We start from the raw sequence: 12,925 nt of genomic DNA, 5'->3' as shown, positions 1-12,925 counted from the left end.
CTGGTCAGGTGTCTGACGAAACGCCCCGCGCAGGGGATCTGCTGGTCCGAATCGGCGCGATCATGTTCCTAGTTGGCGCGCTGGCCACTCTCGCCACCGTGACGCCGCTGTTCCTCGGGACCACGCCGCTGCCGTGGGGCTTCTACTGGCTGTGCATGCTGATGGGCGCCGGCTTCCTGGTCGCCGCGAGCGGAGTGGTCCGCTCCGCGGTGGTCCAGCGGCGTCAGGCGGTGGCGGCCGCCGAGGGCTCCGCGCCGTCCGCGCCCCCTGCGCCCTCCGCGAGGTAACGCGCCAGCCAGGCCGGGAACTCGGTCAGGTCGGCGAGCAGCACCTCGGCGCCGGCCGCCCGCAGCTCCGCCGCGTCACAGGGCCCGGTGGCCACGGCCACCGACAGCGCCTTCGCGGTGTGCGCGCCCCGCACGTCACCGGTGTGGTCGCCGACGTAGACCGTCGCGTCGTGATCGCGCAGCGCCTCGGCCTTGGCCTCCGCCCACAGCGAGCCGATCACCGCGTCCGGTTCGAGGCCGAGGTGGGCCAGGTGGAGCTTGGCGTTCGGCTCGTACTTGGCGGTCACCACGATCGCCCGGCCACCGGCCGCCTGCACCGCGGCGATCGCCTCGTGGGCGCCGGGCAGCGCGGGGGTGGTGGTGATGGCGTACTCCGGGTACAGCGCGCGGTACTGGGCGCTGATCTCCGCCACCCGCTCCGCGGGGAACCAGCGGCGGATCTCCTCCTCCAGCGGCGGCCCGAGCCGGGTCACCGCGGCGTCGGCGTCGACATGGGTGCCGGTCCGGGCGGACAGCACCTCGTAGGCGGCCTTGATTCCGGGGCGGGAGTCGATCAGCGTCATGTCGAGGTCGAATCCGACCGTCAGGGGGTGCGCAGCCATGCCCGCCATTGTGCCCGGGGGCCCGCGGCAGCCGGACGGTGGCCCGTGTCGGGTCCCGGCGCCACAGCCCGCCGGGCCTGCTTTTGCCGGTCCGCGGATCCGGTATGATCATGATGAAGCTTCCGTCCGCGGGCGGGAGTCGCGCGTCTGTGGTCCAAGGAAAGACGTCCACCAACCGGTGGGAGATGCAGGTGCAAGGCCTGCCGGGCGCTCCACACGCAAAGGTCTCTTCCCCGTACGGGGAAGAGACCTTTGCTGTTGCCGGCGGTGTCAGTCGTCGATGGCCTGGTACACCGTGGTCCAGAAGTCGTGGATGACCCGCGCCGAATCCGGGGTGGACATGCCGACCTGGGTGAGCAGGGTTCCGGTGAGCTGGTGGTGCGGGTCGGCGTAGGTGGTGGTGCCGGTTCCGCCGTCCCAGCCGAACTGGCCGACGGGCGCGTAGTCGCCGCGGTAGGTGCGTACCGCCATCCCGAAGCCCCAACCGCCGTGCTGCCCTTGGCCGAACGAGATGTGGACGTTGTCGCGGGCCATGGCGCTGCGGGCGGCGTTCTGTTCGGGCGTGAGGCAGTTGGTGGTCATCAGGTCGACGGCGGGCCGGGACAGGATCCGTTCGCTCCCGTGCATCCCGCCGTTGAGCAGCATCCGGAAGTAGGCGTGGTAGTCGTCGACGGTGGAGACCAGCCCACCACCGCCGGACTGGAACGCCGGAGGCCGGCTGTACTGCCCGCCCGCCGCCTCGTCCCACACGGTGAACTCCCCGGTCTGCGGGTCGGGGACGTAGCTGGTCGGCAGCCGGTCGATCTTGCCGGCGGGCACGTGGAAACCGGTGTCGGCCATCCCCAGCGGGTCGAGGACGCGTTCGCGCAGGAACGCCTCGAACGGCTGGCCGGTGACCCGCTCCACCAGCACGCCGAGCACGTCGTTGCTTATCTGGTACTGCCAGCGCGCCCCGGGCTGGTGCATCAGCGGAAGCGTGCCCAGCCGGCGCATCCACTCATCCGGCCCGGGCGCCTCCTGCGCAGTCTGGGCGAAGACGCCCCGCTCGAAGATCGCGTCCATGATCGGGGTGCCCATCGACGTCAGATCCACGCCGAGCCCGAACGTGGAGGTCAGCAGGTCCCGTACGGTGATCGGCCGCCGCGCCGGCACGGTGTCGTCCAGCGGGCTGTCGATCCGCTTCAGCACCCGGCGGTCGGCCAGTTCCGGCAGCCAGGGCTCCACCAGGTCGTCCAGCCGTAGTCGGCACTCGTCGAGCAGGACCATCGCCGCCGCCATCGTGACCGGCTTGGACGTGGACGCCATCCGGAAGATCGTGTCCCGGCGCATCGGCGCGCCCCCGTCATGGCGCATCGTCCCGATCGCTTCGACGTGCGTCTCACCGCCCCGGCTGACCAGGGCGACGAGGCCGGGGATCTTCCCGGATTCGACGTGCCGTGCGAGCACGTCGCGCATCCTGCGCAGCCCTGCTTCGGAGAAACCGCTGTGCCGGCCGGTGGGGTTGAGGGACATGGCCGTGTGCTCCTTGTGGTGTGTGTGCGGGTGGGTGGTGCGGTGGGGTTCGGCTGCCGCTGGGCGCGCCCAGGCGACGGCAGTGCCGCGTTCGCCGTGCGGGACGCCTCCCCGGCGCGGCGTCCATGGCGTTCGCGAGTTCGCGTCCGCCCCGATGGCCGGGGGCGTCGAGGGTGCTCCTCGAAAGGGAGCGGGTCAGAGGCTGCGGGCGGTGATGTCGCCGTGCGGGGTGGTGGCGTGGATGTCGAGTTCGGCGGTGCCGTCGCTCTTGAGGGCGTTGCTGATGCGGCCGTGGCTGGTGCCGGCGTCCAGGGTGGCGGAGACGCCGGCGGCGGCGACGACCGTGATGTCGCCGGAGTGCGTGTGGAGCACGACCTTGCCGCCCGTGGCCTCGGCGATCCGGATGTCGCCCCTTGCCGTGCTGATGTCGGCGGGGCCGCACCGGCCGACCTCGACGTCGCCGTCGACCGCGGTGAGACGAAGGCTCGCGGCCTCGTCGATCTTGATCTGGCGGTACGCGCCTTCGAAGGCGACATCGCCGAGGCGGCCGAGGGTCCGGAGTTCGGCGCCGGCCGTCCTGGCCTCGACGCCGGAACCGGCGGGCAGCTTGACCGTCACCTCGATGGATCCGGTGGGGCCGAGGTACTGGTTCTTCGTCAGGTTCTCGATCCGCAGGACCCCGTCGGCGTAGTCGACCGTGGTCTGCTCCGCCGCCTTCACGTCGCGGCCCTTCGAGGTGTTCGCGGGCCGGACCTCGACCACGGTGTCGGCACGGTCGGCGGCGATGAACTGGACACGTCCGGCGGGGACGGCCAGGACGGCGGCGATCGGGGCGGGGGTGTCGAACTTCTGCATCGTGCTCTCCCTTGTGCGTGCGGTTCACTGTTTCGGAACAACGGAAACGCTACGTTGCTTTATGATTTGCCGCAACAAAATCTTTGCGTGAGAACAGGGTTTACGCAGGTGAGAGCCCAGTAATCATTGCAACGCCTCTCGTTTAACGCAACGATCACAGAGACGACCGTTGCAATGTATTGAAGATGAACGCTATGGTGGAGGCGTTGAGGAACATCGAGCAGCACCGTGGAGCACCCATGGGGCATGAAGGGGGTCCTGATGCCGGGAGGCAGACTCACCCAGTCCGAGCGCCAGCAGATCGCGACGGGGCTGGCCGACGGCCTGGCCTACGCCGAGATCGCCCGCCGTCTCGACCGTCCGACCTCCACGATCACGCGTGAGGTGATGCGCAACGGCGGCCCGACCGGGTACCGCGCCGACCTCGCCCACCGCGCCACCCAGCAGCGCACCCACCGCCGCAAACAAGCCGCGCCCCAGGGGTCGCAGGCACTTCCGCAGCCCTACGGACGCGACGCCGAGGCCGTGCGCGACTACCAGGAGAGCCTCACCACCGTCTTCATGACCTCGGGCCTGCCCAAGATGATGGCCCGGGTACTGGGCTGCCTCTACACCACCGACACCGGCAGCCTCACCGCCGCCGAACTCGCCCAACGCCTGGCGGTCAGCCCGGCGTCCATCTCCAAAGCGATCACATTCCTCGAAGGCCTGGACCTCGTCCGCCGGGAACCAGGCGAACGCCGCCGCGAGCGCTACGTCGTCGACGACGACCTCTGGTACCAGGCGATGCTCCGCAGCGCCCGCGCCAACGACGAGTTCATCGAGGCCGCGCGGCAAGGTGCCGTCATCCTCGGCCGCGACACCCCGGCCGCCACCCGCCTCGAAAACGCCGCCCGCTTCCTCGACTTCGTCAGCGAAGCACTCATCCGCGCCGCGGAGCAAGGCCGCGAGGTCCTCTACACCAGAACGGCAACGACCCCGGACGGCGCCGCCACGCCACGACCAGATGGCGCATAGACAGCCGTCTCGATGGGCCCGGTCACTCGATGGGCCCGGTCAGTGGTGCCCGCGCCGGATCCTTCATCGTGAAGCTCAGTGACTGATCCGGTGGCGGCCTACGCCCAGGCGGCGGGGGCGGGCTCGGCCAGGACCGGACTCAAGCCGAGCCGGGCGTCCATGGAGTGCCGCTGGATGAGGGCCCCTGGTTGGGGCCCTTGACCAGGGCCTCTGACTCAGGGCCTCTGACGAGTGTCCCTAGCGGACCGCCCGCCGCATCCGCCACAGCAGGAACAGCGCCGAGGCGACCGCCGCGACCCGCACCACGCCGGGCAGCGTATCGATCAGCTCCTGGCCCAGCCGGCCCTGCGCGATCGGCTCGCCCCACCGCCCGTCGAACCGGCCCCACAGCCACACCAGCAGACCGCCGACGACGGTCCCGGGCACGCCGAGCGCCGCGAACTTGGCCTCGGCCGGACTGAGCCGCCGCGACACGTAGGCGAGTGCCCAGCCGCCCGCCAGCGCGAGCCACGAGCCCAGCACCGCCCCGGCCACCAGGAGGACCACCGCCAGCGCCGGCACCGGACTGAGCCAGGCCCGCAGCGGCACCGGCCGGACGGCCTCCACCGCCGCCCCGTCGACGCCCGCGCCCTCGTCCGCACCGCCGTCCGCACCGTCTTCCGTACGGGCCCGGGCGGCCTCGCCGTCCGCGTCGTCGTCCGCCTCCGTGCCGTCCTTCCGCAGCGACGGCCGCCGCCCGGCGGGGTCGCCCTTCGGATGCTGCCATATCTCCGGGATCTCGATCCCGCCCACGAAGCCGGGCACGGTCTCCCCCGGCCCGTACGGCCCCGGCTCCACCCGCCACCAGTCGGGCACGTCCTGCGCGTCCCCCAGCTCGTCCGCGCCGGCGAGGTGCGGCGGCAGCCCGACGGACGGCGCGGACTCCGGCTCACCGGCGCGCGGGCCGGGCACCTTGCCGGACGCCGCACCCTTGCCCGACGCCGCAAGCTTGGTGAAGATGCCTCTCCTGCCGGGCGCCGGCCGGTCGCCGTTCCGGGGCGCGCCGTCGCCGGTCGCCCTCCCGTCCGCGTTCGCCGCGCCGGCCCCGTCCGCCGCCCGCTTCTGTGCCGCCCGCTCCTTCGGCGCCGCCTTGGCGAGCAGTCCGTCGCGCCAGGCCGTCAAAGCGTCGATCCGATCACGGGCGGCGGCCCGGCCCGACGAGCCGGGCCGGGCGGACGGGGCGGGCGGGGCCGGGTCCGGCTGCGGGGTACCGGCCGCCGCCGGGGCGCCGCCGGCCGCCTCGACCAACGCCTCCGGCGTGCCCAGCCGCGCCAGCATCCGCTTGGTGCCCACCACCGAGTCGGCTCTCTGCGCCTCGATCTGCGTCCGGAGCCCCGACACCAGCCGCATCCGTGCGGCAGGGGGCAGGCCCCGCTGCTGGGCCAGGTCACCGACCCGGCTCAGATAGTCAAAGACGAGCTGCTCACTCTCGATCCCCACGAAATCCCCTGCGGCGTCCGCTGGTTGCTGCCCCGACGGTACCGCGCCGGCCGCCGCCCGGCCCGGAGCGGCGGCGGGGCGCCGGCGGATCCGCCGCGAGCGGCCCGGCGCCGGATCCTCCGGTACCCCGCCGCCGCTCCCTGCCCCTGGCCCGATCGCCCCGCTAACGTTGTACGAATGACCACCGATACCCCCCGCACCCTCGCCGAGGAGCTGCGGACCCGTAGCGACAGCGGGCTCGTCGGACTGCTGCGGGCACGGCCCGATCTGCTCAGCCCGGTGCCGGGCGACGTCACCCAGCTGGCGACCCGGGCCGGGACCCGGGCATCGGTGGTCCGCGCGGTGGAGCGGCTCGACCGGTTCGCCCTGCAGACCGCCGAGGCGCTGGCGGTGGCGCCCGACCCGTGCCCGTACGACACGCTGGGCGCGCTGATGGGCGGGGACGCCGGGGACGAGGCGGTGGCCGCCGCGCTGCCCCGGGCCGTCGCCGAGCTGCGCGGGCAGGCCCTGGTGTGGGGGCCGGACGACCGGCTGCGGCTGGTGCGGACGGCCCGGGAGCTGCTGGCGCCCGGCGCCGCGCGGCCCTCGCCGACCGGTCTGGGCCCGACCGTCGCCGAGGCCGCCGCCGGGATGTCGCCCGGGCGGCTGCAGGAGATCCTGGCCGCGGCCGGGTTGCCCACCACCCACGACCCGGTCTCCGCGGTCGCCGCACTGACCGCGCTGTTCCGCGACCGGGAGCGGATGGCCGCGCTGCTGGACACCGCGCCGGCCGAGTCCGTCGCCGTCCTCGACAAACTGCTGTGGGGCCCGCCGTACGGCGCGGTCACCGACCGCCCGGCCGCCCATCTGCAGTGGCTGCTCGACCGCGGTCTGCTGCTCCCGGCGGGCGCCCGCAACGTCGTCCTGCCGCGGGAGGCGGCGCTCCATCTCCGCGGCGGGCGCGCCCACCGCAGCCCGGAGCCGGTGCCGCCGGCGCTCACGCCCACGACGGAACGCGATCCACAGCTTGTGGACAACGCCGCGGCGAGCCAGGCGTTCACCGCCCTGGCGACCGTCGAGGAACTGCTCAAGGAGTGGGACCTGGGCGGCCCGCCCGTGCTGCGCGCCGGCGGGATGAGCGTCCGCGACCTCAAGCGCACCGCCACCGCCCTGGACACCACCGAACGGCTCGCCGCCTTCTGGCTCGAACTCGCCTACGCGGCCGGGCTGATCGCTTCCGACGGCGAGGCCGACGAGCGGTACGCGGCCACCCCGGCCGCCGAGGAGTGGCGGCAGCTGCCCGATCACGAGCGGTGGGCGGCGCTGGCGGCCGGCTGGCTGGCCGCCACCCGCACCTCGGGCGTGGTCGGCACCGCCGACGTGAAGGGGCGCGCGCTCGCCGCCCTCGGACCGCACCTGGACCGCTCCCCGGCCCCCGAGGTCCGCCGCCGCGCCCTCACCCTGCTCGCCACACTGCCGCCCGGTACGTCCGTACCGGCGGCGACGGTGCTCTCCCGGCTCCGCTGGGAACGTCCACTGCGCGGGGCCGGCCCGACGGCGGGCGGGGCCGCGGGAGCCACGACGGGCGGGGCCGCAGGACCGACGGCGGGCGGGGTCGCGGGAGCGACGACGGGCAGGGGCGCGGAGGCCGAGTCCGCCGGCACCGACGACCTCCGGTCGCGCCTGGCCCAATGGGCCCTGGAGGAGGCCGAGTTGCTGGGCGTCACCGGGCGCGGCGCACTCGCCACCCACGGCCGGACGCTGATCGGCGCGGAGGGAGCGAAGACCGGGGCGGCGGCGGAAACCGGCACGTGGACGGAAGCCGGTAGGGGGACGGAAGCCGGTACGTGGACGGAAGCCGGAGCCGAGGCATCACCCCTCGCAGCCGGAGCGGCAACCGGAGGCGGGGTGGCATCCGGGGCCGAGATCGGTGCCGCGGCGACCCGCGCCGCCGCCCTGCTGGCCCCCCTCCTCCCCGAACCCCTCGACCACGTCCTCCTCCAGGCGGACCTGACCGCGGTCGCCCCCGGCCCGTTGCAGCGCCCGCTCGCCGAGGCGCTCGACGTCCTCGCGGACATCGAGTCCAAGGGCGGCGCGACGGTCTACCGCTTCACCCCGGCCTCGGTGCGCCGCGCCCTCGACGCCGGCCGTTCCGCCGCCGAACTGCAGGACTTCCTCAGCAGCCACTCCCGTACACCGGTCCCCCAGCCGCTCGCCTACCTCATCGACGACGTGGCCCGTAAGCACGGCCGGCTGCGGATCGGCGCGGCCGCCGCCTACGTCCGCTGCGACGACGACGCGCTGCTCTCCGAGATCCTCGCCGACCGGCGCGCCGCCGGGCTCCGCCTGCGCCGGCTGGCCCCGACCGTGCTCGCCGCCCAGACCGCGCCCGAACAACTCCTCGACGGGCTACGGGCGATGGGCTACGCCCCGGCCGCCGAGTCCGCCGCCGGCGACGTCCTGATCGCCCGCGCCGACTCGTACCGCACCCCGCCGCGCACCGCCCCGGCCCCCGTCCCGGACGGTCCGCCGTCGCCCGACGGCACCCTCCTGGAGGCGGCGGTGCGCGCCATCCGCGCCGGCGACCTCGCCGCCACGGCGGAACGCAAGCCGGTGCACGCCCCCGTCCCGGCCCCCGGCACGCTCCCGCGCACCACCTCCGCCGAGACCCTCGCCACGATGCAGGCCGCGGTGCTGACCAACTCGGCCCTGTGGATCGGCTACGTCAACGCGGACGGTGCGGCCAGTCAACGGGTGATCGCCCCGGTCCGGGTGGAGGGCGGCTTCGTCACCGCGTACGACCACACCGCCGACGAGGTACGCACCTATCCACTGCACCGGATCACCGGGGTCGCGGAACTCGCGGACGACGTGGTGTGAGGCGGCCGGGCCTCGCCTCGTGGCGACGCCCGGCCGGGAGTGCGGGTGTGGGTGCGGTGAACCCGTAGCCGCTTCCGGTCAGCGCGGTTGCGGTTCAGCGCCGTTTTGGATCAGCGCCGTTTCGGATCAGCGCGACCAGCCGCAGTGCACGTGGGTGCTGTGTCCGGCGTTACCCGGCCGCCCGGCCCGAGGACCTCCCGCGCGCCGTGCTTCCGGCACGCGGCCGCTGACCGGCCGGGCCGCTCGGTCTGCCGTTCGCCGCTCCTCCCTCGCTTCCCCGCCGATGGGGCACACTGGAGATTTGGCCGCACAGGACGCTCCCGTCCCGGGCCGCACACCGAACGGAAAGGGCGAGGCGCGTGAACGGACCCCTCATCGTCCAGAGCGACAAGACGCTGCTGCTGGAGGTGGACCACGAGCTGGCGGACGCCTGCCGGCGGGCCATCGCGCCCTTCGCCGAACTGGAGCGGGCGCCGGAGCACATCCACACGTACCGGGTGACGCCGCTGGGGCTCTGGAACGCGCGGGCCGCCGGGCACGACGCCGAGCAGGTCGTGGACGCGCTGGTGCAGTACTCGCGGTACCCGGTGCCGCACGCACTGCTCGTCGACGTCGCGGAGACGATGGCCCGCTACGGCCGGCTCACACTGATCAAGCACCCGACGCACGGGCTGGTGCTGACCACCACCGACCGCCCGGTGCTGGAGGAGATCCTCCGCTCCAAGAAGGTGCAGCCGCTGGTCGGCGCCCGGCTGGACCCGGACAGCGTGGTCGTCCACCCCTCCGAGCGCGGCCAGATCAAGCAGACGCTGCTCAAGCTGGGCTGGCCCGCCGAGGACCTCGCCGGTTACGTCGACGGTGAGGCGCATCCGATCGAGCTGCGCGAGGACGGCTGGGCGCTGCGGCCGTACCAGCAGCAGGCCGTCGAGGGCTTCTGGCACGGCGGCTCGGGCGTCGTCGTCCTGCCGTGCGGCGCGGGCAAGACGCTGGTCGGCGCGGGCGCCATGGCACAGGCCAAGGCCACCACGCTCATCCTCGTGACCAATACGGTCTCGGCGCGGCAGTGGAAGCACGAACTCGTCCGGCGCACCTCACTGACCGAGGACGAGATCGGCGAGTACAGCGGGACGAAGAAGCAGATCCGGCCGGTCACCATCGCCACGTACCAGGTGCTGACGACCAAGCGGAAGGGCGTCTACCCGCACCTGGAGCTGTTCGACTCCCGGGACTGGGGCCTGATCGTCTACGACGAGGTGCACCTGCTGCCCGCGCCGGTCTTCAAGTTCACCGCCGACCTGCAGGCCCGGCGCCGGCTCGGGCTGACCGCCACGCTGGTGCGCGAGGACGGCCGGGAGTCGGACGTGTTCTCGCTCATCGGCCCGAAGCGGTTCGACGCCCCCTGGAAGGAGATCGAGGCACAGGGCTACATCGCCCCGGCCGACTGCGTCGAGGTACGGGTCAACCTCACCGAGTCGGAACGGCTGGCGTACGCCACTGCCGAGACCGAGGAGAAGTACCGCTTCTGCGCCACCACGGCCAGCAAGCAGTATGTGACCGAGGCGCTGGTGCGCCGCCACCAGGGCGACCAGACGCTGGTCATCGGGCAGTACATCGACCAGCTGGACGAACTGGGCGAGCATCTGAACGCCCCGGTGATCAAGGGCGAGACCAGCAACGCCCAGCGGGAGAAGCTCTTCGACGCGTTCCGGGAGGGCGAGATCTCGGTCCTGGTCGTCTCGAAGGTCGCGAACTTCTCCATCGACCTGCCCGAGGCGACGGTCGCGATCCAGGTGTCCGGCACCTTCGGCTCCCGCCAGGAGGAGGCCCAGCGGCTCGGCCGGGTGCTCCGCCCGAAGGCCGACGGCCACGAGGCGCGCTTCTACTCCGTCGTCGCCCGCGACACCATCGACCAGGACTTCGCCGCCCACCGCCAGCGCTTCCTGGCCGAGCAGGGCTACGCGTACCGGATCGTCGACGCGGACGAACTGCTGGCGGCGGACGAGGACGCGTAGGAAGCAGCGGCAGGGGGACGTTCAGGCGTACCTGCGGACGTCCGTCCGGCCCGGGCTCATGCGGTGCGGGGCCGGGCGGTCGGGGTAGTCCGGGCGGTCCCGGTAGTCCGGGCGGTCCGGGCTGTCAGGTCCTGGTCGGCGCGTGGGGACGGGATATGGCGGGGCGCGGACGCTCCCGGCTTCCCCGGCTCGCCCGACTCGTCCCCCTCCCCCGGCGCGTTCCCCGTACGCCGGGTCCACCAGATCAGGGCCGCCAGCAGCGCCAGCCCGAGCAGGGGGTACGGCGCGGCGAACGGCTGCTGCCACCAGGAGAAGTGCAGATCGAGGTCGCCGCGGTGCGGCACGAGCCACATCGTGCGGGCCGTGAAGGCGAGGGTGACGGCGGCCAGCAGGGCGCGCCGCCAGGGGTGCCGCCGGACGCGGGCGGCGAGGCCGATCAGCAGCGGTACGCACCAGACCCAGTGGTGCGACCAGCTGATCGGTGAGACCAGCAGCGCCGTCACGGCCGTACACAGCACGCCCCAGGTGTCGAGGCCGCGGCGCAGATAGACCCGGCGTGCGGCGTAGAGGCCGGCGGCCGCGGTCAGCAGCGCCGGCACCGCCCACAGCAGCCCCGGTTCGGGGTCGTGCAGGACGCGGCTGATCAGGCCCTGGAGGGACTGGTTGTCGACGATCCAGACCTTGCCCACCCGGTCGGTCTCGAACATCCGCCGGGTCCAGAACTCGACGCTGGCGTCCGGCAGCACCAGCCAGCCCAGCAGCACCGAGACCAGGAAGCCGGCGAGGGCGCTGAAGGCGGCCTTCACCCGGCCGGTGATGAGGAGGTAGACGGCGAAGATCGCGGGGGTGAGCTTGATACCCGCCGCGATTCCGGTGGCGAACCCCTTGCCGCGGGCACCGTCCGGGCGGGCGAGGTCCCAGAGGACCAGGCAGGTCAGGGCGAGATTGACCTGGCCGAAGACGAACGTCTGGAAGACCGGTTCGAGCCAGAGGCCGAGCGCGGTGGCGGCCAGTACGGCCGGCGCGGTGTGCGCGGCCCGGCGCACACCGGCCGCCTGACGCACACCGGTGGCCTGACGCACGCCGGTGGCCTGGCAGGAGAGATGGATCAGCAGGGCGAGCAGCCCGGCGTTGACGAGCACACAGACGATCTTGAGGGTGCCGAGGGAGAGCCAGGTCGTCGGGATGAAGAGCAGGGCGGCGAAGGGCGGGTAGGTGGCCGGGAGGTCCCACTTGGTGACCGTGAAGCCATAGAGATCACCGCCGCTCGCGGCGGCCTCCCCCTCGGCCCGGTAGACCGCTATGTCGGACATCGGCAGCGGCTGCACCTCGTAAAGCACCCACAGCCCGACGAACGAGACGAGCAACAGGGCGGCGGCGTAGAGGAGGTGGCGGGGGGTGCCGGTGAAGGCGGACGTCGTGCTGGTACGGCTGGGGCTTGTATCGGTGGGGGTGAGGTCGGTAGGGGTGGGCGTGGGGTTGGTAGGGCTGGGGTTGGGGCTGGTAGGGCTGGGGTTGGGGCTGGGGGGCGGGGTTTCGTCGGGTCTGGTTCGGGGGCCCCTCCCCCTCCCCTCCCCCGGTGTTTCGGTCTCTTCGCTCTCCGTCCGCGTACCGTCGGCGGAAGACACCCGTTGACCCCTCTCGTCGCCTCGCCTCGTCACCCTGAGCGCGCACTCCGTCGCCCTGAGCGCGCACTCCGCGCCGACGCTAGTGGATCGGGACCGGCAGGCCGTAACGGTTTCCGGTCATCCGGATGTCGTCATGGCGTCGAACAAGATCAGCCCGGGCCGGGGGTCGGCCCCCGCGGCTCGGCCCCGGGGCTCAGCCCGCGGCCCGGCGGTCGTCCGCGTACTCGCCGAGGACGACGACGCTGAAGGCCGCGGTGGCGAAGACCTTTATCGCGCGGAGGGCGTTGCCCACCAGGTGTCGGTGCCCGGCCTCCGGGGCGGCGCCGGCGGCCGGGGTGGCGCCGAGGGCCGTGGCGCCCTTGGCCGGGTGGAGAGGGGCGGATGCGAGGGAGGGGAGGGGCCGGACGGATGCGGGTGGAATCGTTGCGTTGCTCATGGGTCCATGATGAATTTCACGCGATTGCCGGACATCGGTCCACGGGTCGATCCTTGGCGGGCCTGACGTCAGTCTCCAGACCCACTCCAACCCCTACGGGAGACCCACGGTTGTAGGGGTCGTCAACCCGCGGTACCGCGTTGACCACCCGGCAACCCGGGTACGGCGTTGACCGCTCGGCGCGCGCCCCGCCGGACAGCGTGGACGCCCCCGTCCTCGCCCCCGCCCTCCCCCCGGC

The 12,925-nt window shown here is 73.3% G+C and carries 10 protein-coding genes and 1 pseudogene; 5 read left to right on the top strand and 6 right to left on the bottom strand.

Annotation, left to right across the window (positions count from 1 at the left end; translation table 11 throughout):
• Window positions 1-62 precede the first annotated feature (62 nt).
• Complete coding sequence (locus tag IG62_RS45580; RefSeq protein WP_234326867.1) at window positions 63-287, top strand: hypothetical protein; 225 nt, start codon at window positions 63-65, stop codon at window positions 285-287.
• On the opposite strand, the gene IG62_RS0134745 is transcribed toward IG62_RS45580, so the two are convergent.
• On the bottom strand, window positions 224-889 hold the full coding sequence (locus IG62_RS0134745; RefSeq protein ID WP_037840056.1) for an HAD family hydrolase: 666 nt from the start codon (window positions 887-889) through the stop codon (window positions 224-226). The genes IG62_RS45580 and IG62_RS0134745 overlap by 64 nt on opposite strands.
• Before the next feature lie 143 nt (window positions 890-1,032).
• Between IG62_RS0134745 and IG62_RS47505 the strand changes: the two are divergent.
• Window positions 1,033-1,104 (top strand): annotated as a pseudogene (locus IG62_RS47505).
• 55 nt (window positions 1,105-1,159) lie between these two features.
• On the opposite strand, the gene IG62_RS0134740 reads toward IG62_RS47505, so the two are convergent.
• Window positions 1,160-2,401: a serine hydrolase domain-containing protein gene (locus IG62_RS0134740; RefSeq protein WP_030812946.1), complete on the bottom strand. Its 1,242-nt coding sequence runs from the start codon at window positions 2,399-2,401 to the stop codon at window positions 1,160-1,162.
• A gap of 195 nt (window positions 2,402-2,596) precedes the next feature.
• A complete protein-coding gene (locus IG62_RS0134735; RefSeq protein ID WP_030812944.1) occupies window positions 2,597-3,256 on the bottom strand; it encodes a DUF4097 family beta strand repeat-containing protein in 660 nt (219 codons plus the stop codon).
• Window positions 3,257-3,517: 261 nt separating this feature from the next.
• Here IG62_RS0134735 and IG62_RS0134730 point away from each other — a divergent pair, with 261 nt between their 5' ends.
• Window positions 3,518-4,273 carry a GbsR/MarR family transcriptional regulator gene (locus IG62_RS0134730; protein ID WP_030812940.1) on the top strand — a complete coding sequence of 252 codons (756 nt, stop codon included), beginning with the start codon at window positions 3,518-3,520 and terminating at the stop codon, window positions 4,271-4,273.
• 237 nt (window positions 4,274-4,510) lie between these two features.
• Here IG62_RS0134730 and IG62_RS47500 read toward each other — a convergent pair whose 3' ends face one another.
• A complete protein-coding gene (locus IG62_RS47500; RefSeq protein ID WP_030812937.1) occupies window positions 4,511-5,752 on the bottom strand; it encodes a hypothetical protein in 1,242 nt (413 codons plus the stop codon).
• A 177-nt stretch (window positions 5,753-5,929) separates the two neighbouring features.
• On the opposite strand from IG62_RS47500, the gene IG62_RS0134720 reads away from it, so the two are divergent.
• Together IG62_RS0134720 and IG62_RS0134715 are read left to right on the top strand one after the other, a co-directional pair.
• A complete protein-coding gene (locus IG62_RS0134720; RefSeq protein ID WP_030812934.1) occupies window positions 5,930-8,611 on the top strand; it encodes a helicase C-terminal domain-containing protein in 2,682 nt (893 codons plus the stop codon).
• A 359-nt stretch (window positions 8,612-8,970) separates the two neighbouring features.
• Window positions 8,971-10,623: a DNA repair helicase XPB gene (locus IG62_RS0134715; protein WP_030812931.1), complete on the top strand. Its 1,653-nt coding sequence runs from the start codon at window positions 8,971-8,973 to the stop codon at window positions 10,621-10,623.
• A 56-nt stretch (window positions 10,624-10,679) separates the two neighbouring features.
• On the opposite strand, the gene IG62_RS0134710 is transcribed toward IG62_RS0134715, so the two are convergent.
• Together IG62_RS0134710 and IG62_RS0134705 are read right to left on the bottom strand one after the other, a co-directional pair.
• Window positions 10,680-11,993, bottom strand: coding sequence for a glycosyltransferase 87 family protein (locus IG62_RS0134710; RefSeq protein ID WP_324604663.1), 1,314 nt, complete (start codon window positions 11,991-11,993; stop codon window positions 10,680-10,682).
• Window positions 11,994-12,444: 451 nt separating this feature from the next.
• Window positions 12,445-12,687 carry a hypothetical protein gene (locus IG62_RS0134705; RefSeq protein ID WP_030812924.1) on the bottom strand — a complete coding sequence of 81 codons (243 nt, stop codon included), beginning with the start codon at window positions 12,685-12,687 and terminating at the stop codon, window positions 12,445-12,447.
• Window positions 12,688-12,925: the final 238 nt, after the last annotated feature.

This window comes from Streptomyces sp. NRRL S-337, assembly GCF_000720175.1.
Taxonomy (GTDB): Bacteria; Actinomycetota; Actinomycetes; order Streptomycetales; family Streptomycetaceae; genus Streptomyces; species Streptomyces siderophoricus.
This window is presented reverse-complemented; position numbering and strand designations above follow the sequence as displayed.